Raw genomic sequence first — 23,709 nt, 5'->3', positions numbered from 1 at the left:
CTTTTTTGCCAATCCAATTACATTTAACTCTTTCATTTTTTATTCCTTAGCATCTTCAAGTGCACGATTTACTGCATCTGTAAAACATTTATGAGATACCGTTGCACCGCTTATTACTTCTACTTTGTTTATATCTTGTTTATCTATAAGCATATTCGGATATTCCTTAGTTGCCTCTACTGCTCCTTGAGCAATTTTATATAATCCCGGATTTGAAATTTTTCCGTCAATTTTTCCATATTCTTCATTTTTTTCCTGTCCGGAGGAATCTAAATTATCCTGCTCACAAGTTTCAATCTTGCCGTCTTTTACTGTAAGTCTTAATACAATTTTTCCGCCCCAATCATCAGGATCGCTTTGAGCAGTATATTCTCCGTCTTTATATGAAATTGTGCTTTCTTCTTGTTCTTTATTATTTCCGCATCCTGCTAACACAAAAATTAAAATCATCAATAATGCTAATTTTTTCATCAGATAAACTCCTTTAATTCATTAGTTGTAATAATCGGTCTTTGCCTTTTTTTCTTTTCTTCTCGTGCAATCTTTCCATGCTCTAAAACTACCATTCTCTCCGCTTCATCTCCAACTTCAGGATCATGTGTTACCACAATAATTGTACTGCCTGCATTGTGAAGTTTTTCAAAAATATCCATTACAAGATATTCATTTTTTTCATCCAAATTTCCGGTAGGTTCATCAGCCAAAAGAAGTGCCGGATGATTTATCAATGCTCTTGCTATACAAACTCTTTGCTGTTCTCCACCTGACAACTGATTTGGAAGGTGTTTTGCTCTGTCTTTAAGTCCCACCGCTTCTAAAGCCATCATAGCTTCTTCTTCATCAGGCATGGAATGATAATATTGTGCCATCATTACATTTTCCAGTGCAGTAAGATAATTTACCAAGTGGAACTGCTGAAATATAAGCCCTATTTTGTCTCTTCTTATAACAGTGAGCTCTTTAGGTGACAATCTCGAAATATCTTGTCCCTCCAAAATCACTTCTCCGATTGACGGCTTATCCATACAACCTATAATATTCATCATAGTTGTCTTTCCGCTTCCCGACGGTCCCATTATGGCAAGCCATTCTCCCTTTTCAACATTTAGGTTAATTTTGTCAAGAGCTTTTAATTCTCCATATATTTTAGATACATCTTTAAGTGTAAGTATATTCATTATATTCCCCCTATTCTCCTCTTAATACCAATGCCGGTTCAACATCTACCGCCTTGCTTACGGGAAGCATACACGCAAGTACAGTTATTATCACTGAAACAATAATTGTAAGTGGTATTAACGTCCATAAAAAACTTACTTTACGAGCAAATACACTTATACTTACCTGCTGGGCAAATACATATCCCAGACTTACACCAAGTGCACCTCCGGCTATTCCCAAAATTACTCCTTCTCCCAAAAAATCTGTCACAACAGATTTATTTGAAGCACCTAACGCTTTTTTTAGACCTATCTCTTTACGTCTTTCCATTACTACCGCCATCATTGTAGTATATACACAAATCATTATTATAAAAAGAACAATTACTGTTACTATCCATATCAATGCCTGTAACTTTGTTAGTACAATATCTTGTGATTCAGTAACTCTTTTTACCATCTGAGGAGTAAGTTCTTTATCAGCAGCCGCAATGTCATTTACAATTTTCTGTATCTCTCCTTGTTCTGCTTCGATACTACATTCTACAACATCCAAATTTTCTTCCGATATTATAGCTTTTAGGTCTTCAAGTGATGTAAAAATTAACTCTTCTTCTTTCCCGCCGGTTGTTACTACTCCTGTTATAGTAAAATCCGTTGCAGTTAATTCTCCGTCATCTTTCGGTGTATTAATCGTAACCTTATCTCCTGCTGAAAGCCCTATCACCTTTGAAATTTCATTCCCAAGTAAAACTTCTCTTGATTTTTCAGGCCATTTTCCATGAATTAACCAATACGGGCTGTTTTCTCTTGCCTGTTTTAAATCGGTTCCTGCAATCATATATGGCTGTTCATTTATCTTTGCATTTTGATATATATATGGTGCAATTCCCACCAATTTATTTGCAGGAATTATCCTTCTAATTTCCTCAAGCTGCTCATTAGTAATTTTTTTATCTGAGTCAGTCGGAATTACAATCATATTTGCTCCGTAGGATCGAAACTCTTTTCCCATTTGCCTTGGAATATCATAATATATTGTAACAAGTCCTGATAAAATTGTAGCTCCCATCGCGATAGCAAGAAGTGCCGTAAACATTCTCGAACGTCTTCTGGCAAGTGAACCAAGCACCATTCTCCAATACATAGTCCTTTTTTTCATAGCTTCTCCCTCCTATCTTCCATGCAATACTTCTGTGGGATTTAATTTTAAAAGATACTTAATAGATGGAATACTACCTAAAATCGTAATTAATAAAATTAATATTACTACTATAGGAATAACCATAGGCGCAGGTGCAATGGCAGAGCCGAAAACCTTATATCCTATTATCTGAGTAAGTCCCAATCCGACAAAATATCCCGCAATTCCTCCCGCAATTCCTGTGAGTATTATTTCCGTCAGTATAGTTCCTATAATTTTCCCATTACTTGCACCAACTGCTTTTTGAAGTCCTATTTCAGCACTTCTCTCCATAACTCCCGCTGTAACAAGGTTTGAAATACCAAGTGCAGATCCTATAAGACTAAGTACTGTTATAAGAACCATTAAAAGTGTAGTCTTATTTAAAATATCTCCTTCAGATTCAGCGACCTGTCTAATAGGTTTTGCTACCGAATCTGTCATTACCTCTTGAATTTGGTAGCATATCGCACTTACATAAGCAGTACAATACCAAACCTCCCACTCTTTAATAGTAAGGCTTAGAGGATTTTTTGCCGCTTTTCTCGCTAAGTCATTATCCGGTGTAGTAAGAGCGCTTACCTCAATTCTATTTACAACATTTTTCTTATTTGCAAAATCCTGAGCAACTTTTAGCGGCACAAATATATATTGATCTTCATCACTACCTGAATTAAAAATTCCCTTGACTTTCAATTTTCTGGTCATATTATCAGTTTTTATTTCAAGTTCATCTCCAAGATTAAATGCATTTCTTGTAGCAAATACTGCTCCGAGCATAACGCTGTCCTCGTCAGAATCACTTAACCACTCACCTTGAACTTCCCACCAATTTTTTAATCTTATCATTCCGGTATCAATCTGTTCTCCTGTAGGAAGATCCATATGATTGTCAAACCATGTACCAACCATTTTTGTATCAATAACTTCATTATTTACATCAACCCATACATTGAAATATGGTGTATAATCTACGATGTTATATGCCCAAAATATAGTTTTTATATTTCCAAGTTCATCTTCTTTTAAATATTTTTGAACTGTACTCTTCTTTTCTTCCATACCATATATATCGTCTAATAGGGATGCTTCCTTCGGAAGTACATTTATGTTTGCTCCATAGGCCTTTAATTCTCTATTTACTTTATCACCAACACCAAGCATTGTGTTTAGCATAGAAGTAGAAAGACTTGCTCCAAGTGCAATAGTAAATGCAATCATGAGCATTTTTCCCTTTTGACGAAAGAGTGCACCTCTTATCATTCTCCAAAACATAGCTTTGCCTCCCCACTATTTAAATACATACGACATAGCATCTAAATCTTTAGTCTGTATCTTTATCTTTTTGTCATGAACAACATAAGGAAACGGTATTGGATTACAGCCACCCTTAAATCCGATAGTTCCCCTATTCATAACTACATCACAAAGCTTGCAGACAACATCATTATTTCTCTCAAAATATCCCGACGGTCCGCAAATTTCACATGCATCTAAAACTACCCCATAGGAATTTTGTGCTTTTTTTATTAAGAAAAACCTGACATCTACACCGTCAACAGAGTGATATATATATCTGTGCAAATGATTATCCTCTAAAATTTCAAGCGGAACAACTATAAGCCCTTCCTCCATTTGATATTCTTCAGGCTTTGAAAGAGCTACTTCTCTTCCGGCATAATTTTTTATAACTGTAAGTGATAAAATATTTATTACAATTAATATTAGGAAAAATTGTGCCCAGTGTCTACAATTTCTCATTCTAAACTTTATTTTTCTAAGTTCCGCATTATTTCTATACGATTCTTTAATCTTTATGTTGCCTTTCCATAATGTCAATGGAACTAAAACAAGAAACATCATCATAGCAAATGTTATATAACTCTCATGGTTTATAATTGCAGCAATCATTTTAAATATCCAAGCTCTTCTCGGTATCAATCCCAATGAATACAATCGTTGAACAATTACTATGACTTGATTTATTCCTCTTATAATCAAAGTTCCCAATACAACTCTTTCAAGTTGTTTGCTTTCCAATCTGATTCCTGTACTATATAATGCAACTGCCGATAAAATCATCATTGTGATTCCGAATACATATCCTATAACACGAAATAACACCATTGTACTTACTGCACTTTCACCATAATATACAAAATTATTCATTTGAACAAATACAGGCGGTAAATAATAGAAAAATGAGCTTATTATATAGAGCATCAATAAAATAGTATATATTTTTTCATAGAGCTTGCCTATTTTTTTTCTGAACGACTTTTCAAAAATTATAAATATTAAAATAAAAATAAGTGAAATAACAACCGGAACCATACTCCAAAAGCTAAGAGATGTTCGATTTAATAAATTTGGAATAGAACGCAGTACTGCTGATATTATAGCTGCAATAAATCCAAGCACCACACTTATTCCCACTACCCATTTTTTAGTTTCTCTTCTGTCAGTTCTATAATATGCAAGTAATATTGATAATGTTAATGAAAAAGCTATACCGGCTTCCATAACTTTAATAAATATCTTTAAAATAGGATCACCCCCTACAATGTCATAAAGGATCGAAAAAACTTCCGATCCTCTATTTCAAATTCGTATTTAACCTTTTAAAACCAAGGCAAAAGTTTTACCATTGTGGTCCTGCCCACTCAAAGTCAGGCCATTCTACAACTATCGGTTCTGTCCAGAATCTTCCTGTAACACCTGTTTCCTTATCTACGTGTAATAAGTAATCATTTCCCGGAGCAGAGATTACAAATTTAACATTATATTTTCCTAAGCCTTCTTCAAATTTAATGTTTGCTCCATAGTGAGGACCGTCTGATGCGTTCATAGGCATAAATGCAACCTCTTGAACCTTATCAGATCCTTCTTTTTGAATCAATGCTTTAACTTTTAGCCATGGAACGAAATCTCCTGCTCCATATCCAAGAGTTGCTCCTTCTGCAGAAGCACTTATATCCGCTTCAATATGGCAGTCAGATTCTTCTTTTGATAAACTGTTTCCTGCCGGTTCCATATCTACAGGTTGAAAATAAACACCTGCTACAACAAGTGGACCATGTTCTTGTTCATCACCAATTGGAAATTCATCAAATCCTGCATCTTCTCCAGGTGCTGCCGACTCTTCAGCCTTGTTTGTATTTTTTTCTACATTTTCTTCCATCTTGTTTTTTGGTTCATTTGTAGTCGAACTATTGTCCTTCTTACCACAAGCTGTCGCTCCGAATACAAGTATTAAAGCTACAGCTAAAGCCATTATTGAGTTCTTTCTTTTTAACATAAATAATCCTCCTTTAAGATTGTTTATTCTGAGCAGCTTCAAGCTCAGCCCTCTTCTTCCTGTTATTTTTATTTTGATATATAACAGAAATTATAGTTACTACTAATAAAATTATTTGTGGAACCAAAGTTTCTACACGATCATAAACGCCAAGAAGTTCAATTGTAAATCCGTTCATTGCAGTTATTATAGTTCTTCCTATAACTCCAGCCTCTTGAAGTTCAAAAACTCCCTTCCCAATAAACGAAATACACAGTATGAACATAAGCCAACTTGTAGCTGTGAAGAAAGGTTTTAACGGAAGTCTTACGCTAAGCTTTGCAATCGCATAATATACTACAGCTAAAACTGCTACTGCCACTGCAAGTCCGCCCCACATATATGACGGGTTATTGGAAATATTAGAACGCATACCTTGGAAGAATAAAATTAACTCCGCCCCTTCTCTTGCTACTGCTAAAAATGCAGTAAAAGCTAAAGTAATCATATTCCCCTTAGTAATCGACTGTTCTACCTTAGTTTTTATATATTGATTCCAAACTTCAACTTCTGATTTTGAAAGCATCCAATTACTAACATAGAACAACACGATAACTGCTACAAACATAGCAATACCTTCAAATACTTCTTGTCCGACACCCGAAGTACTTTCCCCAAGTTTATCTGCGATTACATTAAACATAACAGCTAAAATTACACTAAATATAATTCCTAAAACTGCTCCCATGTAAACACTTTTCAAATAATTTTTATTATTAGTCTTTACTAAATATGCAGCTATTGCCGCAACAACTAAGATAGCCTCAAGTCCTTCTCTGAGAGTAAGACCTAAAACCGAAATAAATGTATTGAACCCTGCAATGGTTTCAGAGCCGGTATCACTTTCGGAACCGGTAGTTCCGTCAAGTTCATGAGCATCCTCATGAAGCATTGTAATTAAAGTATCAATTTCTTCTTTTACTTCGTCTAATGAAGAACCTCCTTTAATAGACTTTTTTGCCAAATAAAATTGATGCTCCACATCAGAACCTCTTTTACCGGAAATCCTCGACATTACAGTTTTTTCAAAACCTATTTTTTCATAAAATTTAAAATATGCAATATTAATAGAATCTATCGCATCCTTTGCTGCCGTATCTCCGCCTTTTTCATAAATATCAACTGCATTATTAAGATGTTCACTCATTGCATCTGCGACCTGAACCCAGTTTTCATACTTTGTCTCTGCATTTACATCCGTAATACTTCCAAACATAAAAACCATAATCAATAAAAAGCAGACTACATTAATTTTCAAAAGATTTTTTTTCATTTTAATTCCTCTTTTCACACACCGGCTATCTTTCAGACAATTTACCGTCATTCATCACAAGAACTCTATTTCCATACTTAAGTATATCTATTTCATGAGTAACAATTATAAGAGATATTGATTCCTTATTTATCTTGGAAAACAAATTCATTATCTCCTTTGTAGTGTCAAAATCCAAATCAGATGTAGGTTCATCTGCTATTATCACTTTAGGACTATTCATAAGAGCTCTTGCAAGTAACACTCTCTTTATTTCTCCGCCGGATAATTTATTTGGAAATTCATCCTTTAAACTTAAAATTCCCATCCAATCTAAAAGCATTGATGCTCTTTCAATACCGTCCCCATCTCTTTTAAACAGATAATGTGGCATTCTGACATTATCAAGCACAGTAAGATTTGGAAGCGTACCCAATGATTGAGGAACATATCCTATAAACGAATTTCTATACAAACTTCTTTGTTCATCATCCATCGACTCTAAATTTTTTCCTTCAACTAAGACTTCTCCTGAAGTTGGATTTAAAATTCCCGACAATAAATTTAAAAATGTCGTCTTTCCGCTTCCCGAACGACCTATTATATGAACCATTTCATTCTTATTCAAAGTAAAATTAATTCCATCTACCGCACGAAACTTTCTTCCTCCACGAGAAAACTCTTTAGAAAGACTTTTAGTTTCTAATAAAAACATATACTTCTCCCTAACTGTATCAAAACAAAACTCACACTGGCTAAAAGATTTAAAAAGATACCTTACATCCTATTCAATCTTAAATCACCACTATGAGTTAGCCTTATCTTTCTTAAATAAATAAATAATATTAAGTAATATATAAATACCGCTTAATAGACAAACCATAGGTTTCGTGTGTGTATTACAATGCATAGTGGGCATCTGACAACAACCTATAATTTTTAAGGGCATTAACAAAGCAAGAACACCTAAGATAATATTTGAATGTATCATTCCCAATGAAATGCTCTCATCTTTTACAAATAAAAAAATTACGGCGCATATAACAATAGCTATACCTAATGCTATTACAGCATTGCCCATCCAATGGCATTTCATAAAATGACCATCTTCTTTAGGTGGACAAACAGTAGCTAAAAATGTAGGTGTAAGCGCCAACAACACTCCCAGAACAATGAATAAAAATCCGAATACTTGTTTTTTCTTCATTTTTCTTATCTCCTTTTTTAATTAGCCTGAATAAACATCAAGCTCATCTGAATTATACCAAACTGTAATCTCAATTTATTTCCCTATATTTTGATTATTTACTATAATTTGAAAATTATTATCATAATAATCTAAAAAAATAGATGCCTATCGGATATTCCCTAATAGGCACCTATTTTTAAGTTTTATTTTTTCGGTTTGCAGCTATTATTACATGATTTACAGCCGCAATCACAACCCTTTGAATTTTTAATGTGCTTTATAGCAAGTACTATAACAATTAAAACAATTATCAGTGCTATTATAGTAGGTTTATTCATATTATACTCTATGCCTCCTCAACACTTCTTCTGACTTCAGTTTTTTTACTTTCATATTTATTAGGTCTAAATAATAGATAAAGATATATCACCAATATTATTGATGCAACTGCTGTCCAAGCCGTAAACGGTTCTCCTTCAATTACTCTTCCGAATTGATAAATCATAAGAGCTATTGTATATGAGAATAACATTTGATATCCTATTGCAAATCCAAACCACTTATTATCTCCCATTTCTTCTTTAATTGCTCCCATAGCTGCAAAACAAGGAAGTGTCAATTGATTGAAAAACATAAATGATAATATGGAAACTGTTGTAAAGTTTGCATTGATTACCCCAAGAAGTCCCGGATCATCTGCAGCTACCTCTCCAAGCCCCGCAACAACACCATAAGTTCCAACTACTACCTCTTTAGCAACAAGTCCAAGAATTGTTGCTACAGTTGCCATCCAATTTCCAAATCCAAGCGGAGCAAATATCCACTGTAATTTCTTTCCTATAAATGAAAGAATTGAATCAGTTGATGAATCGGCAAATTCTCTAAATTCAAAATTAACAGAAATATTTTTCAAAAACCAAATAACTACTGTACAAAGTAAAATTATAGTTCCCGCTTTAATTATAAAAGCTTTACATCTGTTTAAAGTAGCCTTAGTTATATTCCTTATACTCGGCATGTGATATTCAGGAAGCTCCATTACAAACGGTGCAGGATCTCCATGAAATTTATTTGTCTTTTTTAATATAAGACCTGAAATAATTACTGCAACAATTCCTCCAAAATACCAAATAGGTCCATACCAAGCATGACCTCCCAATACGGCGGCAAACATTGCTATAATTTCTGTTTTAGCTCCGCACGGCATAAATGATGCAACTGTAATAGTCATCCTTCTGTCATTATCATTTTCAATAGTTCTTGTTCCCATAATCCCCGGAACAGAACATCCTGTTCCCATTAAAATAGGTATAAAGCTCTTTCCGCTAAGACCGAATTTTCTAAAAATTCTATCAAGAATAAATGCAATTCTTGCCATATATCCAACATCTTCAAGAATTGAAATTAATAAAAACAAAGTTGCAATTATAGGTAAAAACCCAAGTACGCCGCCTACACCGCCTATTATACCTTCTGTTATAAGTGAATTTAACCATTCTGCAACGCCTATTGACTCAAGAGCTGCACTTGCATTTCCGCCAACTATTTCACCAAATAACACTTCATTTGTCCAATCAGTTACAGGTCCTCCTACTATTGTTATAGCAAGATAATATATTCCATACATAATAACGGCAAAAATCGGAAGCGCCAAAAATCTGTTAGTTACAATTTTATCTATCTTATCAGATACTGTAAGACCTTCTCTGCCTTTTTTTACGGTTTGTGATACAATCTCCGTTACAAAATTATATCTCTCATCTGTAATAATTCCCTCTCCATCATCATCCAGTTCAGTCTCTGCCCCGGAAATAATTTTCTCAATTTTTTCCTTTTCAGTATCTGTAATTGAAATTTCAGAAGATATTTTCAAGTCTCTTTCAAACAATTTAATAGCAATCCATCTTTTAGCCGGATTGTTTCTTATAGAATTTATTGAATTTTCAATCTCTGAAATATATCCTTCAACATTTTCAGAAAATGCCTTTATTTCACTTACATTATTCCTGTTTTCAACTTCATCTGTTGCAACCTTAATTAAATAATCCAAGTTGAAATTTTTAAGTGCAGAAATTTCAACAACTTTACAGTTTAAAAGCTTTTCAAGTTTTTCAGTATCTATGATGTCATTATTTTTCTTCACAACGTCCATCATATTTAATGCCAATATGATAGGTATTCCAAGTTCTGATAACTGAGTTGCCAAATACAAATTTCTCTCAATATTTGATGCATCTATTACATCTATAATTACATCCGGATGTTCATTTAATAAATAATCTCTTGAAACAACCTCTTCAAGAGTATATGGTGATAAAGAATAAATTCCCGGTAAATCTGTAAATTTTATATCTCGATTTTTTTTATACTCACCGGTCTTTTTTTCCACAGTTACTCCCGGCCAGTTACCTACATATTGATGCGAACCGGTTAAGGCATTAAACAATGTAGTTTTACCACTGTTCGGATTTCCTGCTAATGCTATTGTAATAGTCATAATATCCCCCTCTACTTAACGACTTTTTCTATTTCAATAAATTCTGCATCAACTCTTCTAATGCTTAATTCATAATTTCTTAAATTTATCTGAATTGGATCTCCCAACGGAGCTACTTTTCTGATATATATTTCCGTTCCCTTAGTTATTCCCATATCCATAATTCTTCTCTTCAACGGACCTGCTCCATTTATTTTGATAATTTTATAATAACTTCCAACTACAGCATCCTTAAGTGTCATAATATCACTCCTTTATTTCTTCAACCATAATAGCCATTGCAATATCATTTCCAATTGCAACTCTTGAATCTTTAAGCTTAACAATTAAATTTCCGTTTGTTTCACTAACAACAGAAATTTTAGCTCCTTCTACAAAACCTAAATTAATCAAATGTCTTTCATAATTCAATCTCTTTATTTTCTTCTCACGAATTTTTACAATTTTAAAATCTATATTTTTAGGAACCATTAGAAGGTTAAGCATTATACCACCCCCACAATGATATGTATTATCATATCTGACGTTAAAAAAAACAATTTTAAAAATTGTTTTGCTAAATTGATATTAATAATTAACTTCAAAAGTATTATAACATATTTTTTTATAAAATTTAACAGTAAATTTAAAAAATATTATCAAATATAACTTATATTTTTTGATATATAATAAATGCACTTTTTATTAAAAAAGCGCAAAAAAATATGCCCTATCAGGCATAATATGTAACCATGAACCCATCATCGAAATTAAACTACACACGGTACCCAAGCAGTTAACTCAAATAAGGCACCCCTGCGGCACACATAAAATCTTGCTTAGTGCTGCTTCCGTCAAGACCTGACACGGTTCACAAGCATACGTTGCGCAGGACCCTATTATCAACGCCACACACTTGGGGCAGGCTGCACAATTTAAGTCCTCCGATGGGAATTCAATCCTGCTGTAGCGATTGCAGGTTACAGGGCATCGCTAATTCCCCATCTATCATGGTTTATGGCGGAAAGAGGGGGATTCGAACCCCCGATACGCTATTAACGTATACCCGCTTTCCAGGCGAGCGCCTTAAGCCAACTCGACCATCTTTCCACACTTAGATAATAATTTTAACCTTTTTATTATTCTTTGTCAAGATTTACAAAATTACATAATATATTGCTGAGACTGAAATGATATATAAGTTTTAATTGTTTACCGTTAATATAATATGTGATAGTATTCTAAATATGAGGTGATACAATGAATACTAAAGATAATATTTTAAAAATCCTCGAAGAAAATAGAGATAAATATATGTCAGGTGAAGTATTGGCAAAAGAACTGTCTCTATCAAGGACTTCAATTTGGAAAGCTGTAAAATCATTAAAAGAACAGGGCTATGAAATTAAAAGCTCAACAAATAAAGGATATAAAATTGATGAACGATGTGATAAATTATCCTCTTTCGGAATAAAAAATTATTTAATACCGCAACTTAAGGACATTGATATATATTGTTATGAGACAATAGATTCTACGAATACTCAAGCCAAAAGACTTCTATATTCTAAGGATCTTGAAAACTTTACGGTTTTAATTTCAGATGAACAGACAAAAGGAAGAGGGCGAAAAGGAAGAAGCTTCTCTTCTCCTAAGGGAAGCGGAATTTACATGACAATAATTCTGTTTCCAAAAGATAACTTCAAAATAAATTCATTTGATTTAATAACAGTACGCGCAGCAAATGCAGTTGTAAATGCAATAAAATCCAAAACTGATAAGGAACCTAAAATAAAATGGGTAAATGATATCTTCCTAAACCATAAAAAAATATGTGGAATACTTTCAGAAGCAGATTATGATTTTGAATCAAAACAAATTAAATCAATAATAATCGGAATAGGACTTAACTTTTCAACAGACTTAAGTGCTTTTTCTAAAGAGCTTCGTCCAATTGTAGGATCACTTCTCCCAAAAGACTTGCTTAGAAATGAATTTATAGGAGAAATACTCAATGAATTTTACAAAGCATGTTATGAGCAACAAAGAGAAGAAATTTTAAAAATCTATAAGGACAATTCATTACTTCTCGGAAGAAGTGTAAGTTTTGAAAAAGATTCAAAAAAATATGAAGCAACGGCTATTGATATAAATGAAAACGGCAATCTCATAGTTGAACTTGAAGACGGCTCCATAATTAGTTTATCAAGTGGTGAAGTTTCAGTTAAGGGTCAATTTTAACTTTACATTTTTAAAAATTTATATTAGAATGGTTTAAACCCTTGGGAATAGATTATTATTAACTGTGGAAATTATATTTGTTGATAATTTTCTATTACAACTCCTGCAATGCAGGAGTTTTTTATTGCAAGTAAAAAAGACACCCCGTCGGTGTCTTTTTATGTATAGCTGGGAAGAAAAAAGATGATTGAAGAATATCCACTGTTCGTGGAAATATTCACAATGTAATAATATCATATCAAAAAAACATTTGCAAGCCTTTTTCACGAATTAATTGAAATTTTTTATCTATACCTTATTTACATTGAAATTTGGGATAAAACTTTCAGTTGCAGATTCACCATCTTGTATGAAAGCATTTTCAATTCCAAGTTCTATACAAAAATCGACAAGTTCATTATATTCTCTTTCATCAACCCTTTTATTTAAATTATCATACTTGAGCTTTCTGACAGGAGTATATTGACTCATAATACTAAAAATTATATCATCGGAGTATTTATCATATAAATATTTGACAACTTTCTTACTATCTTCTATATGTTCAGGTAAAAGAAGATGTCTTATGACGAGTCCTCTTTTTAAGAGTTCTCCATCATACTCAAATCTGCCAACCTGATTAAACATCTGCTCAATAGCACCACTTGCAATCTCAAAATAATCAGCAGCTTTTGAATACTTCTCAGAAAGTTTTTTATCAAAATATTTTAAATCTGCAAGATAAATATCAATCTTTCCGCTAAGCAACTTTAAACTTTCAACTTTTTCGTAAGATGACGTATTATAAACTATCGGAATATTAAGTCCTCTCATTTCAGCAATATCTATTGCATCGGCAATATTTAATATATAGTGCGATGGAGTTACAAGATTAATATTATGTGCTCCCTTATTTTGAAGCTTTAAAAAAATATCTGCAAGTTCACTTTCATCAATACACTTTCCAAAATTTTCTATTGCAATTTTATAATTTTGACAATATACACATCTTAGATTACAGCCTGTAAAAAATATAGTTCCTGAGCCATTTTCCCCTGTTATGGGAGGTTCTTCCCACATATGAAGACTCGTATGCGAAACATATAAATTCGCAGGCATCTTACAAAACCCGGTTTTATTATATCTATTCACGCCACAATTTCTTGGACAAATTTTACAATTTTCATATTCTATATACCTTTTCATAATAATATTATACCTTAAAATCATAAACTTAATTAGACAAAAATTTTATATATGATAAAATACTGTATTATAACTTACGAGGTGATTATATGTTAAAAGACACTATTTTAGAAAGAAGAAGCATAAGAAAATATAAAGATGAAAAAGTTGATAGAGAAACACTTGAAGAAATATTAATGTACTCTCTGATGGGTCCTTCTTATGCAAACTCACATCCTGTTCAATTTCTGATTATTGAAGATAAGGAAAGCCTTAAAAAATTATCTGAAATTGAAACATTCGGAACAAGATATATCGCAGAAGTTCCTCAAGTAATTTTAATACTTGTAGATAGAGAATTGGCTCCTACATGGATTGAAGAAGGAAGTGTAGTAGCAAGTTATCTTCAACTTTTAGCCCAGGAAAACGGACTTAACACATGTTGGGTTGACTTAAAAGAAGGAAAAACGTCAAAAGGGGACGAAATTCAAGCTTTTCTTAGAGAATTATTTGACATACCTAAAAAATTCAGTTCATTATGTATGATACCAATCGGATATGGAAATGAAAAAGTTAAAAAAAGAGAAAAATTTGATATAGCAACAAAAATTCACAATGAAAAATTTTAACCTTCGGTTTCTCACCGAAGGTTTTTTGTCTTGCGCTTATTATTGTAATATACAAATTTAAATTTACAATCTACCTGTTAAGTTCTGTTCCGCCCCATTCTACAACTGTGAATCCATTTCTTTTAAAGGATTTAATAACAGGCTCTTCAATTTCAATCTTCTTATCAAGAGGCATGTACGTCATAAATACTCTAATAATGCTGTCCGGCTTTGGAACTATTTCAAGTTTTGCATTATCAGTATAAGCTTTCTCTTGGAAATTTATCAAATTGTAATTATTTATCTCCATTTTAGGTAACCAATATACAATAAATTCATTATATTCTTTAGGGGTCAAACCCATTTTTCCCAGAATATTCTGTAAAAATTGAGCTGTCTCTTCCCCTTTGACGACAAATCCCCTTTCCATGTCATATTTCACATCTTGTATTCCTTCCCAAAACAGATATGAATACTCACGACCATCAGAATGATTTATCAATTTTCCATCCGGATATGCCGTTACATTCCACCCATTTTCATATTTAGGATATGTGGATGTCAATTTTCCATTGTAATCCAATCTTACAGTTAAATCAATTTTTTCTTTAGGATATAAATAAATTACAGGTTTATAGGCGACTACATCTTTTTCGCCGGTATCTCTATTGATAAATGAAAAAATAATTATACCTATAATAACTAATACAATTATAAAAAAAATATTTATCTTTTTCATATTTACCTACCTATATTCTTATTCATGGGAACTAAAAGCCCTGACCTTTTAAAACCAAGCCTTCCATAAAATCTTTGATGTCTGTCATCTTCAGTAGTTAAAAGACTGATTTTTGAAGCTCCTCGTTCTTTTGCAATTCTTTCAATTTCAATCATCAATTTATTTCCCAATCCGTTATTTTGATATTCATTAAAAATCATAATCTCTTCCAAATAAAATAATAAGATATCATCAAATTGTTTAAAATATCCCATGGAAAATCCTTTTAACAAATCATCTTCAAATATACCTACAAAAAGTGAATCTGTAGTATCTAAGATTTGACTTATTCTCTTCCTTGCCGTTTCATCAGTCCATGAATCTCCTCTTGAATTTTGAAATAAAATATAATTTTTGATTAAAATATCTAAATCATCTTTACATAAAATTTTAAACATAGCTCCTCCTTTCTATTTGGATTTCATTCTTGTGTCAAGTACCGGATACATGTTTTTTCAATTTTTATCCAATAATATCCGCCTGTTATGTTACTATTATTTTCAAAAATTCATCCATCAAATTTCCAAACAATCTCAATCTTATTCTTGTCATAACCATATATCTTTTCTATGATTTCATTGATTCATTCTAAAACAAGCTATTCATTCTATACTTCAAAATAATTTAATATATAAATACTATGAATTTAGCTAAGATTAAAGATGCTACCCATAAAACAGGAATAAAGATAATTCTCTTTTTAATTACATCTATAACTCCAGGTATATATTCACTATCCTTTATACCTTTGATTTTTAAACTCTTGCTATTACTGGTCCATAAAATATCCATAACTAATCCATCATAGATATTCCAAGATTGAAGAAAAATATTTAATTGAATAAACGCTTGTTTAAAATCATTGATTCCATTCCATGATCCAACAATTAATATCAAACTTCCAAACATTAAAACAATAAATAAAGAATAAAATATAATCTTATTTCTTTTAACTGTTTTATAATCTGTATAACCAAATTCAACAACCTTATCTATAACGGATTTAGGATAAAAATATACAATATTAATCGCATTACCTCTAAATGATAAAGCCACTAATAATGTGAATAATAAGCAATATAAAACTACTTGTAGAAATAAGATATCCATTTTAAATATAGCCTCCTCCTTTAACACTTTATATTACAAATGATTATACTATATGCATAAATTTTTAGCAAAAATTAAAAGTTAATACTAAAATATAAATTAAAATACAGACAAATATTACTTGTCTGTATTTTAAAATTTTTAATAATTATCTTTAATTTTCTTTAAAATGCTTCCTTAGAATTAAATACCCGATATAAACTCCTATAAATGCAAGTACAAATACGAGTACTGTAGATATAATTCCCCAAATACCTGCCGTATATTTTATCTGCTCATTCATCGATTCAAGTGTTTGTCCTCTTTTAATCCAAGTTTCTTTATAACTTTCTACAAAGAAAATCGATGGAATTATTGCTCCCCACGCTTGCCCCACATGCATAATACCCGATGCCGTTGCAACTTTAAATACACTTACATCTCTTGATTTTGATGCTATAAAATCTGCGATTACCGCCATAGATACGGATGAAATCAACCAAGGTATGTATCCACCGCCCATAAGTGCAAAATTCGCCATAACTAACAAAGTCATTAAACTATATTGCCACATTTTTCCAATTTTTCTTGACATGAAATAAATTACAATACCTGAAAATAAGGAACATATACCCGGACTTATTGCATGTCCTAAAGCACCAAGAGGTGTAATAATCACCATTGTTGCCATATATATAATCATATAAACCGCTGTTAATAAGGCAATTAATAAAACATCTTTTATCTTTAATTTTTTATTCATAATACTCCTCCATTTGTTTATAAATATTATTTAATCTTTCAACATTTTCGTGTTCTAAATAAAAATCTTCTTCTATTTTTTTATCTTTTAAATAAACTACTCTATCCGCACTCTTTCTTATAAATTCATAATCATGGGATATTATAATTAATGTTCGATTTTGCTTTAATTTTTCAATCAACTCAATAACTCTATTCATAGAATTTTTATCAAGCCCGCTCGTCGGTTCATCTAAGATGATAACATCATTTTTACTTACAAGGCTTATTGCCATCTGCAACCTCTGTTTCTGTCCTCCGCTTAAAGACTGAGGATGTTTTTCAGCTACATCATATAGATTTAATAATCTTAATATTTCCATATTTTCCGCTTCATTTTTACTTGTTATTTCAAGTTCCTTTAAACAAGTTGCCCCAAAAAGTTGAAAATCCGCATCTTGCATTATATATAATGCTCTATTTTCAATTTCTATTTTACCTCTATCCGCCTTTTCTATTTTAGAAATCAATTTTGCAAGTGTAGTCTTTCCCGCTCCATTGGTCCCCACAATTACAGTCGTTTCATTTTTATTAAAAGAAACATTAATGTTTTCTAAAATATTTTTATAATAAACATCCTGAAGTTTTACAGTTTCAATTTCTGATTTAACAATTTTTCTCTCTTTATATTTATGAGTAAATAAATCAAAAACTCTTTTGCCATAAGCACAATTAAAAAATTCCTCTTCCGAACCAAATTCTATTACAGTTTTATCTTCAATTAAAAGAACCTTGTCTATTATTCCCCTCAAATAAAAACATCTATGATCTGCAACTACCACTGTCTTTCCACTTTCTCTAAGTTCCTCTATTTGCCTTTTAAGTCTCATTGCATTCCCATAATCAAGATTTGCCGACGGTTCATCAAATATAATTACATTCGGGTTCATAATAAGAACTGTAAGTAATGCTAAAAATTGTCTTTCACCTGAGGATATACTGAATATATCTCTATCAAGCAATTTCTCAATTTTAAATTCATCTACTATCCGGATAAGCCTTTCTTTCATTTCTTCATAACTTTTCCCATAGTTCTCCATAGCAAAAACTAATTCGGATGTAGTATTTGTTGTAAAAAATTGACTTCTCGGATTCTGAAATACATTTCCTAAAATCAAACTCCGTTCATATATCTTTAAATTTTCCGCTTTATTTATATATACTTTCCCGTTTAAATCTCCTTCGATAACTTCAGGAATAATACCATTTATTATATTTAGTAAAGTCGATTTCCCTGAACCGCTATCTCCGGCTATGAATATAACCTTTCCCTTATCCACAGTGCAATTTATTCCATCTATAGCATTGACTTTATCTTCCGAATATTTAAAACTTAAATTTTTTAATTCTATTACATTTTCAATCATATTACTTCACCTATAATTAATACATATCCCATAATCAATATAAAAAAAATTAAAAAATCTAAAAATTTAAATCTCCTATCGAAAAAACCTGTTCTCTTATTAGGAGCACTAATTCCTCTGGTAAGTCCGGCTGATGTCAATTCACCACTTAAACTTAAACATCTGAAAAGTTGCGGTACAATTAAATATTCAAAAGTTCTTATCGGTCTTCTTATGGAAAAATCCACACCTCTTATACTCATAGCCTCTTTTATTGTCTTAAATTCTCTTCTAAATGTCGGAATGTATCTTATCGTAACAGTAAGCCCGATTATAAATATTTTAGGAAGCTTTAATTTTTGTAAACTTGATAATATCTCCGATGAATTATATTGTGTTATTAATAAGTATGCAAAAATAATACAGGGCACAAATAAAGTAGTCATTCTAAAAAAAGATATTATAACTTCACTATTAAAATAATTTAAACTAACAACATATAAACCGAAAAATACAGTTAAATAAAGGATTGCCTTTATAGCTTTGCTGTATAATCCTGTAAAAAACAAAATAAATAAGGCAACAGCTAAATCTAAAAATATAGCTTTGCTCGTTGGAAAAAGAGTATTTACAACAGGAATAAAAGCATTTATCAAAATAATGCTAAGTGGATTTAACCTTCTGTCCATTATTATATTTCTATTTTTTAAAATAGAGTATTGCAATTTTTATCATCTCCATAATAAGCTGTCTGTTTATTTAACATTCTGATTTTAATTTAAAATATCAAACTCCGAATATAAATTTTTGCTTAAAATTTCCCCTCAGCTTTTTTTACAACATAGTTATTATACTATCATAATCAGTCAATATCAATAATGATTATCAATATTTATTATGTTTAATAAAACTTTTATCATCATTCAAGTATATTTTATATTTCGATTCAAAAAGTATTTTTAAATATCCTATGCTGACATCCATTAATTTAACATAAAAAAAAAGACCTGCGTTTCAAGCAGATGTCTTTTTTTTAAAATAATAGATTATAAATTATATTAATATTATTTTATTTTTCTGTTTCTTGTAGATTTTGTAATTCTATCAAGAGAGCTGTTATATCATCTTTTTGCTCTCCCCACATAAATTTGTATACACCTTTTTCAAGTGCAGTAAGTTCACTTCCATTATTTTCCGTTATTATTTTTTTTACCCTTGATGTTCCAAACGGAGTTGAGTTCTTATTTTTAGTTTCAGTTATACCGTCAGTCATAAATAAAAGCTTGTCATTTTCACTTAATTTTATACTGTCATCAGCATAAGTTACTCCTTTTAAAAATCTTGTTATAGGAAATCCATTAGCCTCAAGTTCTATTATCTCATCGCCTCTAAATATTATCGGATATGGAAAGTGTCCTGCATTTGAATATGTCAGTTTATTTGTTTTTATATTATATACTCCATAAAAGCATGTAAAGTATAGTTCTATATCAAGTTTAAGGGCGGAAAATCTATTCCATATCTCAGTTAATGTCTTGGACGGATAAAGTAACTTTGAATTCGGTATGTTTCTCATTACAAGTCGTATAAACATTGTCACCATTGATGATGCAAAACCATGTCCTACCGTATCTGCAATATATATACCGACATTGTCATCATTTATCTTTATAATATCAAACATATCTCCACTAAGCATATTTGACGGTCTGTATATATAGTCTATTTTTAAATTTTCAAACATTCCCTTTTCAGGTAAAAGCGCCTGTTGAATTTTTTGTGCATGTGTCATTTCGACTGTCATCATTTCATTCTTTTCAATTATTTCCGAAACAAGCTTTCGTTCCATTGAAATATTTCTAAATACTTCAACTACTCCGAGTATTTCATTATTCATTCCTATTACCGGAGAACATTTTACAGAAAAATATTTATTATCAATCATTTCTTCTCTCTGTATCACTTCACCCGTTTCAAGTGTTCTCTTTGTTATTCTCGGGTCTAATATAGATTCATTGAGCTTACATACCATATTGTTATTATCATGACCGAGCATTTCTCTCATGGCTTTGTTTGCAAATACAACATCATTATCAGTATTAAGTACACGAACTAAATCAACTATGCCATCTAATATTTTATAGTTCAGTTTATCTTTATTTAAAATTGAATCTTTATATGGTTTGTTCATGATTAATACCTCACTCATACTATCTCTGATTAATCTATTTTGGACGTGGTCCATAATATTGATAGTAGTATGTCTTTATTTTTCCATTGTATAATTTTCTATTTCTATCTGATTTTTTGCCAAAGTTCTTTTCAAATTGTTCATCTGATGATATTGCATACAACGACCAGGTCGGAATTGTCTTATACAATTTACCAAGTTCTTCTTCAAGCTCTTTTACTTCGTCTCCTCCAATTCTAACTCCGTAAGGAGGATTTGTTATAATCACTCCATAATCGTCAGGTAAGTCCAATTCTCTTATATCTTTTACAAAAAATTTTATATCTTCATCAAGTCCTAATATTTCCGCATTGTTCTTTGCAACTTCTATCGCCTTATACGAAATATCTGTTGCAAATATTTGTAACTTTTTATCATAATCTATTTCACTATAACACTTTGCTCTTTCTTCTTTATATATTTTTTCATCCATAAATATAAATTTTTCACTGTCAAAATGTCTTGAAATTCCGGGTGCAATATTTTTTCCGATCATTGCAGCTTCAATCGGTATTGTTCCGCTTCCACAAAACGGATCGCATAAAATTCTATCCTCTTTCCAATAACTCAACATAACCATAGCTGCTGCTATAGTTTCCGATATCGGAGCTTTATATGATACTTCTCTATAACCTCTCTTATGAAGTCCGTCTCCGGATGTATCAAGAGTTATACTTGCAATGTCTTTAAAAACTGAAACCTCTATTTTGTACCTTTCTTCAGATTTTTCAAAACGATATATATCATACTTCGTTTGAAGTTTCTTAATTATCGCCTTTTCAACTATTCTTTGACAATCCGATATTGAATACAGCTTTGACTTTGCACTTCTGCCTTGTACTAAAAAATTTCCCTTTTCCGAAATTATATTTTCCCACGATATTTTATATGTGTTGTCAAAAAGCTCCTCAAATGTATACGCTTCAAATGTACCAAGCTCAATTAATACTCTCTCTGCAGTTCTAAGTCTTAAATTCAGCTTTGCCACATCTGTCAAATTTCCGATAAGGCTTACTCTTCCATCGCTTACTTCAAGATTTTCATATCCCATATTTATAAGCTCTCTTTTCAAAACAGCTTCAAGCCCAAAATTTGCAGTTGCAATTATTTTTATATTATTCATTTTACACCTCAATAAAATTATACCTTAATATTAAAATAAAATCAGTAATAAAAATTAAAAGAAATTGTTAATATTCTAAATATAATTCATTTTTTTCAAATATAAAATAAATAACTATCCGCTTTACAGACAGTTATTTATTTTAATATTTTTAATTAATTAAGTGCAATATACATCATTCCAATTGCAATATTATGGCTACCATCACCACACAATAATGCAAATCTTTTGAAAGTACTTCTTTGTTCACATTTTCTTAGATCTTGTGAAAATTATCATATATCATCACCGTTCGCTTAGATAATATTCTCCAAGTCTATTCAAATATATTTGCCATCATCTGATGTTTCTTCAAAAGCTTCCAAAAGCTCTTAAGATTTATTTAGACATATATTTTTATTTCTTTGATTTGTTTGATATTATTAATCTAATTTCATATCTCCATCTTTTATCCAACCGATAATTCTCAAAATTTTACATATTAAAACAGATATCACTGCCGGGAGTACAAAAGAAATTAAAATCAGCCCCAGCCAATCATTTGTTGTTACTCCTGTTTTTATGCCCGCTTCAATATCCTTCAGCCATCCTGTATATACTCCAAGTTGTCCTACAAAACCGCAAGTTCCCATACCCGACGCCACTGCCGGTCCATTTACTTCAAGCTTAAATATACAAGTTGCTATCGGTCCGGTTATTGCCGATGTTATAATAGGCGGGATCCAAATCTTAGGATTTTTAATTATATTTCCCATTTGCAACATTGATGTTCCTATTCCTTGAGAAACTAATCCTCCTATGTAATTTTCTCTATATGACATAAATGCAAATCCAATCATTTGTGCACAGCATCCCGCAAGCGCCGCTCCTCCGGCAAGACCTGTAAGTCCTAAAGCCGCACAAATTGCAGCAGATGATATTGGAAGTGTAAGCGCTATACCAACCAAAACAGAAACCAGTATTCCCATTAAAAACGGTCTTAAATTTGTAGCCCACATTATTACATTCCCAACTTTCATAGCCGCATTGCCAAGTGCCGGTGCCCACCATGCGGATAATGCAACTCCTATTACTATAGTAACTATAGGTGTAACTAAAATATCCACCTTTGTTTCTTTTGATACCGCCTTTCCGAATTCAGCTGCAATTATCGCAACAAATAAAACTGCCAACGGACCTCCCGCTCCTCCTAAAGCATTTGAAGAAAATCCTACAGTAATAAGTGAAAACAAAACCAACGGAGGGCATTTAAGTGCATAACCTATCGCAACAGCCATAGCAGGACCGCTCATAGCCGAAGCAAGTGATCCGATTGTATAATCTGTTCCGTTTATCGTCGCAACAGTTGTCATAAGCCATGGAATTTTAAACTGCATTCCTATGGTATTTATAATAGTTCCTATAAGTAATGAACAAAATAGCCCTTGTGCCATCGCACCCAAAGCATCAATTCCATATCTCTTTATGGATATTTCAATGTCTTTTCTCTCTAAAAATTGTCTTAATTCTCTCATTATACTTCTCCTCATTAAAAATAGTTAAAATTACGCTCAAAGTTTATTATACTATATATTTTAATTTATATTACTACTTATTTTAATTAATAATTTGAACTAAAATAATTACAATTTGGTATAGTTGAAATTATTTTAGCTGCAGTCATATTTAATAATATGAGAATATTGAAAATACTAATTCAACTGTTTTCAACTATATATATCATTATATAAAA

The 23,709-nt window shown here is 31.5% G+C and carries 25 protein-coding genes, 1 tRNA gene and 1 other RNA gene; 2 read left to right on the top strand and 25 right to left on the bottom strand.

Annotation, left to right across the window (positions count from 1 at the left end):
• Positions 1-39: 39 nt before the first annotated feature.
• The 15 genes from HMPREF0629_RS03025 to HMPREF0629_RS02965 all read right to left on the bottom strand — a co-directional run bounded on the left by HMPREF0629_RS03025 (position 40) and on the right by HMPREF0629_RS02965 (position 11,707).
• Entirely contained in the window at positions 40-471 is a 432-nt protein-coding gene (locus HMPREF0629_RS03025) for an FMN-binding protein (RefSeq protein ID WP_009221901.1), read from the bottom strand.
• The gene (locus HMPREF0629_RS03020) at positions 471-1,178 is read right to left on the bottom strand and encodes an ABC transporter ATP-binding protein (RefSeq protein ID WP_009221900.1); all 708 of its coding nucleotides are present in this window, start codon (positions 1,176-1,178) and stop codon (positions 471-473) included. The genes HMPREF0629_RS03025 and HMPREF0629_RS03020 overlap by 1 nt, the downstream gene beginning before the upstream one ends.
• Positions 1,179-1,188: 10 nt before the next feature.
• A complete protein-coding gene (locus HMPREF0629_RS03015) occupies positions 1,189-2,322 on the bottom strand; it encodes an FtsX-like permease family protein (RefSeq protein WP_009221899.1) in 1,134 nt (377 codons plus the stop codon).
• Positions 2,323-2,334: 12 nt separating this feature from the next.
• Positions 2,335-3,618: an ABC transporter permease gene (locus HMPREF0629_RS03010; protein WP_009221898.1), complete on the bottom strand. Its 1,284-nt coding sequence runs from the start codon at positions 3,616-3,618 to the stop codon at positions 2,335-2,337.
• A 15-nt stretch (positions 3,619-3,633) separates the two neighbouring features.
• Positions 3,634-4,866, bottom strand: a complete 1,233-nt coding sequence (locus tag HMPREF0629_RS03005; RefSeq protein ID WP_009221897.1) for a Fe-S-containing protein — start codon at positions 4,864-4,866, stop codon at positions 3,634-3,636.
• A gap of 118 nt (positions 4,867-4,984) precedes the next feature.
• A complete protein-coding gene (locus HMPREF0629_RS03000) occupies positions 4,985-5,641 on the bottom strand; it encodes an iron transporter (protein WP_036729837.1) in 657 nt (218 codons plus the stop codon).
• A 13-nt stretch (positions 5,642-5,654) separates the two neighbouring features.
• Entirely contained in the window at positions 5,655-6,953 is a 1,299-nt protein-coding gene (locus HMPREF0629_RS02995) for an FTR1 family protein (RefSeq protein ID WP_009221895.1), read from the bottom strand.
• A 25-nt stretch (positions 6,954-6,978) separates the two neighbouring features.
• The gene (locus tag HMPREF0629_RS02990; protein WP_009221894.1) at positions 6,979-7,647 is read right to left on the bottom strand and encodes an ABC transporter ATP-binding protein; all 669 of its coding nucleotides are present in this window, start codon (positions 7,645-7,647) and stop codon (positions 6,979-6,981) included.
• A gap of 90 nt (positions 7,648-7,737) precedes the next feature.
• Positions 7,738-8,139 carry a DUF4418 family protein gene (locus tag HMPREF0629_RS02985; RefSeq protein ID WP_009221893.1) on the bottom strand — a complete coding sequence of 134 codons (402 nt, stop codon included), beginning with the start codon at positions 8,137-8,139 and terminating at the stop codon, positions 7,738-7,740.
• Between the two features lie 185 nt (positions 8,140-8,324).
• The gene (locus tag HMPREF0629_RS07805) at positions 8,325-8,459 is read right to left on the bottom strand and encodes a FeoB-associated Cys-rich membrane protein (RefSeq protein ID WP_081689735.1); all 135 of its coding nucleotides are present in this window, start codon (positions 8,457-8,459) and stop codon (positions 8,325-8,327) included.
• An 8-nt stretch (positions 8,460-8,467) separates the two neighbouring features.
• Positions 8,468-10,618 carry a ferrous iron transport protein B gene (gene feoB, locus HMPREF0629_RS02980; RefSeq protein WP_009221892.1) on the bottom strand — a complete coding sequence of 717 codons (2,151 nt, stop codon included), beginning with the start codon at positions 10,616-10,618 and terminating at the stop codon, positions 8,468-8,470.
• Between the two features lie 11 nt (positions 10,619-10,629).
• A complete protein-coding gene (locus HMPREF0629_RS02975; RefSeq protein ID WP_009221891.1) occupies positions 10,630-10,860 on the bottom strand; it encodes a ferrous iron transport protein A in 231 nt (76 codons plus the stop codon).
• A gap of 4 nt (positions 10,861-10,864) precedes the next feature.
• On the bottom strand, positions 10,865-11,089 hold the full coding sequence (locus tag HMPREF0629_RS02970; protein WP_255263823.1) for a FeoA family protein: 225 nt from the start codon (positions 11,087-11,089) through the stop codon (positions 10,865-10,867).
• 258 nt (positions 11,090-11,347) lie between these two features.
• An RNA gene (gene ffs, locus HMPREF0629_RS07740) (signal recognition particle sRNA large type) lies at positions 11,348-11,611 on the bottom strand.
• A gap of 4 nt (positions 11,612-11,615) precedes the next feature.
• Positions 11,616-11,707, bottom strand: a tRNA-Ser gene (locus tag HMPREF0629_RS02965).
• A 150-nt stretch (positions 11,708-11,857) separates the two neighbouring features.
• Between HMPREF0629_RS02965 and HMPREF0629_RS02960 the strand changes: the two genes are divergently transcribed.
• A complete protein-coding gene (locus HMPREF0629_RS02960; RefSeq protein ID WP_009221889.1) occupies positions 11,858-12,838 on the top strand; it encodes a biotin--[acetyl-CoA-carboxylase] ligase in 981 nt (326 codons plus the stop codon).
• Positions 12,839-13,126: 288 nt separating this feature from the next.
• Here the strand turns inward: HMPREF0629_RS02960 and HMPREF0629_RS02955 are convergent, their stop codons facing one another.
• Positions 13,127-14,023, bottom strand: coding sequence for a radical SAM protein (locus tag HMPREF0629_RS02955; RefSeq protein WP_176686339.1), 897 nt, complete (start codon positions 14,021-14,023; stop codon positions 13,127-13,129).
• 89 nt (positions 14,024-14,112) lie between these two features.
• Here HMPREF0629_RS02955 and HMPREF0629_RS02950 point away from each other — a divergent pair, with 89 nt between their 5' ends.
• Positions 14,113-14,631, top strand: a complete 519-nt coding sequence (locus tag HMPREF0629_RS02950) for a nitroreductase family protein (protein ID WP_009221887.1) — start codon at positions 14,113-14,115, stop codon at positions 14,629-14,631.
• Positions 14,632-14,701: 70 nt separating this feature from the next.
• Here the strand turns inward: HMPREF0629_RS02950 and HMPREF0629_RS02945 are convergent, their stop codons facing one another.
• The 9 genes from HMPREF0629_RS02945 to HMPREF0629_RS02905 all read right to left on the bottom strand — a co-directional run bounded on the left by HMPREF0629_RS02945 (position 14,702) and on the right by HMPREF0629_RS02905 (position 23,491).
• Entirely contained in the window at positions 14,702-15,349 is a 648-nt protein-coding gene (locus HMPREF0629_RS02945) for a hypothetical protein (RefSeq protein WP_009221886.1), read from the bottom strand.
• A gap of 2 nt (positions 15,350-15,351) precedes the next feature.
• Entirely contained in the window at positions 15,352-15,786 is a 435-nt protein-coding gene (locus tag HMPREF0629_RS02940; protein ID WP_009221885.1) for a GNAT family N-acetyltransferase, read from the bottom strand.
• A gap of 226 nt (positions 15,787-16,012) precedes the next feature.
• Complete coding sequence (locus HMPREF0629_RS02935) at positions 16,013-16,498, bottom strand: hypothetical protein (RefSeq protein WP_009221884.1); 486 nt, start codon at positions 16,496-16,498, stop codon at positions 16,013-16,015.
• Positions 16,499-16,652: 154 nt separating this feature from the next.
• Positions 16,653-17,240 carry an MptD family putative ECF transporter S component gene (locus HMPREF0629_RS02930; RefSeq protein WP_009221883.1) on the bottom strand — a complete coding sequence of 196 codons (588 nt, stop codon included), beginning with the start codon at positions 17,238-17,240 and terminating at the stop codon, positions 16,653-16,655.
• Entirely contained in the window at positions 17,233-18,645 is a 1,413-nt protein-coding gene (locus HMPREF0629_RS02925; RefSeq protein WP_009221882.1) for an ABC transporter ATP-binding protein, read from the bottom strand. The genes HMPREF0629_RS02930 and HMPREF0629_RS02925 overlap by 8 nt, the downstream gene beginning before the upstream one ends.
• Positions 18,642-19,313 (bottom strand): energy-coupling factor transporter transmembrane component T, encoded by a 672-nt coding sequence (locus tag HMPREF0629_RS02920; RefSeq protein WP_009221881.1) that lies wholly within the window; start codon positions 19,311-19,313, stop codon positions 18,642-18,644. Before HMPREF0629_RS02920 ends, HMPREF0629_RS02925 begins: the two co-directional genes overlap by 4 nt.
• 380 nt (positions 19,314-19,693) lie before the next feature.
• On the bottom strand, positions 19,694-20,833 hold the full coding sequence (locus HMPREF0629_RS02915; protein WP_255263822.1) for a SpoIIE family protein phosphatase: 1,140 nt from the start codon (positions 20,831-20,833) through the stop codon (positions 19,694-19,696).
• A 16-nt stretch (positions 20,834-20,849) separates the two neighbouring features.
• Positions 20,850-21,977, bottom strand: a complete 1,128-nt coding sequence (locus tag HMPREF0629_RS02910) for a class I SAM-dependent RNA methyltransferase (protein ID WP_009221879.1) — start codon at positions 21,975-21,977, stop codon at positions 20,850-20,852.
• Positions 21,978-22,399: 422 nt separating this feature from the next.
• Positions 22,400-23,491, bottom strand: a complete 1,092-nt coding sequence (locus HMPREF0629_RS02905; RefSeq protein ID WP_009221878.1) for a PTS transporter subunit IIC — start codon at positions 23,489-23,491, stop codon at positions 22,400-22,402.
• Positions 23,492-23,709 lie beyond the last annotated feature (218 nt).

The sequence above is a fragment of the Peptoniphilus sp. oral taxon 386 str. F0131 genome (assembly GCF_000090945.1).
GTDB lineage: Bacteria > Bacillota > Clostridia > Tissierellales > Peptoniphilaceae > Anaerosphaera > Anaerosphaera mikwangii.
This window is presented reverse-complemented; position numbering and strand designations above follow the sequence as displayed.

Bases quoted from the DNA above. Each gene is read 5' to 3' on its own strand.
- HMPREF0629_RS03025 (WP_009221901.1), bottom strand. From the start codon at position 471: ATGAAAAAATTAGCATTATTGATGATTTTAATTTTTGTGTTAGCAGGA.
- HMPREF0629_RS03020 (WP_009221900.1), bottom strand. From the start codon at position 1,178: ATGAATATACTTACACTTAAAGATGTATCTAAAATATATGGAGAATTA.
- HMPREF0629_RS03015 (WP_009221899.1), bottom strand. From the start codon at position 2,322: ATGAAAAAAAGGACTATGTATTGGAGAATGGTGCTTGGTTCACTTGCC.
- HMPREF0629_RS03010 (WP_009221898.1), bottom strand. From the start codon at position 3,618: ATGTTTTGGAGAATGATAAGAGGTGCACTCTTTCGTCAAAAGGGAAAA.
- HMPREF0629_RS03005 (WP_009221897.1), bottom strand. From the start codon at position 4,866: ATGGAAGCCGGTATAGCTTTTTCATTAACATTATCAATATTACTTGCA.
- HMPREF0629_RS03000 (WP_036729837.1), bottom strand. From the start codon at position 5,641: ATGTTAAAAAGAAAGAACTCAATAATGGCTTTAGCTGTAGCTTTAATA.
- HMPREF0629_RS02995 (WP_009221895.1), bottom strand. From the start codon at position 6,953: ATGAAAAAAAATCTTTTGAAAATTAATGTAGTCTGCTTTTTATTGATT.
- HMPREF0629_RS02990 (WP_009221894.1), bottom strand. From the start codon at position 7,647: ATGTTTTTATTAGAAACTAAAAGTCTTTCTAAAGAGTTTTCTCGTGGA.
- HMPREF0629_RS02985 (WP_009221893.1), bottom strand. From the start codon at position 8,139: ATGAAGAAAAAACAAGTATTCGGATTTTTATTCATTGTTCTGGGAGTG.
- HMPREF0629_RS07805 (WP_081689735.1), bottom strand. From the start codon at position 8,459: ATGAATAAACCTACTATAATAGCACTGATAATTGTTTTAATTGTTATA.
- feoB (WP_009221892.1), bottom strand. From the start codon at position 10,618: ATGACTATTACAATAGCATTAGCAGGAAATCCGAACAGTGGTAAAACT.
- HMPREF0629_RS02975 (WP_009221891.1), bottom strand. From the start codon at position 10,860: ATGACACTTAAGGATGCTGTAGTTGGAAGTTATTATAAAATTATCAAA.
- HMPREF0629_RS02970 (WP_255263823.1), bottom strand. From the start codon at position 11,089: ATGGTTCCTAAAAATATAGATTTTAAAATTGTAAAAATTCGTGAGAAG.
- HMPREF0629_RS02960 (WP_009221889.1), top strand. From the start codon at position 11,858: ATGAATACTAAAGATAATATTTTAAAAATCCTCGAAGAAAATAGAGAT.
- HMPREF0629_RS02955 (WP_176686339.1), bottom strand. From the start codon at position 14,023: ATGAAAAGGTATATAGAATATGAAAATTGTAAAATTTGTCCAAGAAAT.
- HMPREF0629_RS02950 (WP_009221887.1), top strand. From the start codon at position 14,113: ATGTTAAAAGACACTATTTTAGAAAGAAGAAGCATAAGAAAATATAAA.
- HMPREF0629_RS02945 (WP_009221886.1), bottom strand. From the start codon at position 15,349: ATGAAAAAGATAAATATTTTTTTTATAATTGTATTAGTTATTATAGGT.
- HMPREF0629_RS02940 (WP_009221885.1), bottom strand. From the start codon at position 15,786: ATGTTTAAAATTTTATGTAAAGATGATTTAGATATTTTAATCAAAAAT.
- HMPREF0629_RS02935 (WP_009221884.1), bottom strand. From the start codon at position 16,498: ATGGATATCTTATTTCTACAAGTAGTTTTATATTGCTTATTATTCACA.
- HMPREF0629_RS02930 (WP_009221883.1), bottom strand. From the start codon at position 17,240: ATGAATAAAAAATTAAAGATAAAAGATGTTTTATTAATTGCCTTATTA.
- HMPREF0629_RS02925 (WP_009221882.1), bottom strand. From the start codon at position 18,645: ATGATTGAAAATGTAATAGAATTAAAAAATTTAAGTTTTAAATATTCG.
- HMPREF0629_RS02920 (WP_009221881.1), bottom strand. From the start codon at position 19,313: ATGGACAGAAGGTTAAATCCACTTAGCATTATTTTGATAAATGCTTTT.
- HMPREF0629_RS02915 (WP_255263822.1), bottom strand. From the start codon at position 20,833: ATGAGTGAGGTATTAATCATGAACAAACCATATAAAGATTCAATTTTA.
- HMPREF0629_RS02910 (WP_009221879.1), bottom strand. From the start codon at position 21,977: ATGAATAATATAAAAATAATTGCAACTGCAAATTTTGGGCTTGAAGCT.
- HMPREF0629_RS02905 (WP_009221878.1), bottom strand. From the start codon at position 23,491: ATGAGAGAATTAAGACAATTTTTAGAGAGAAAAGACATTGAAATATCC.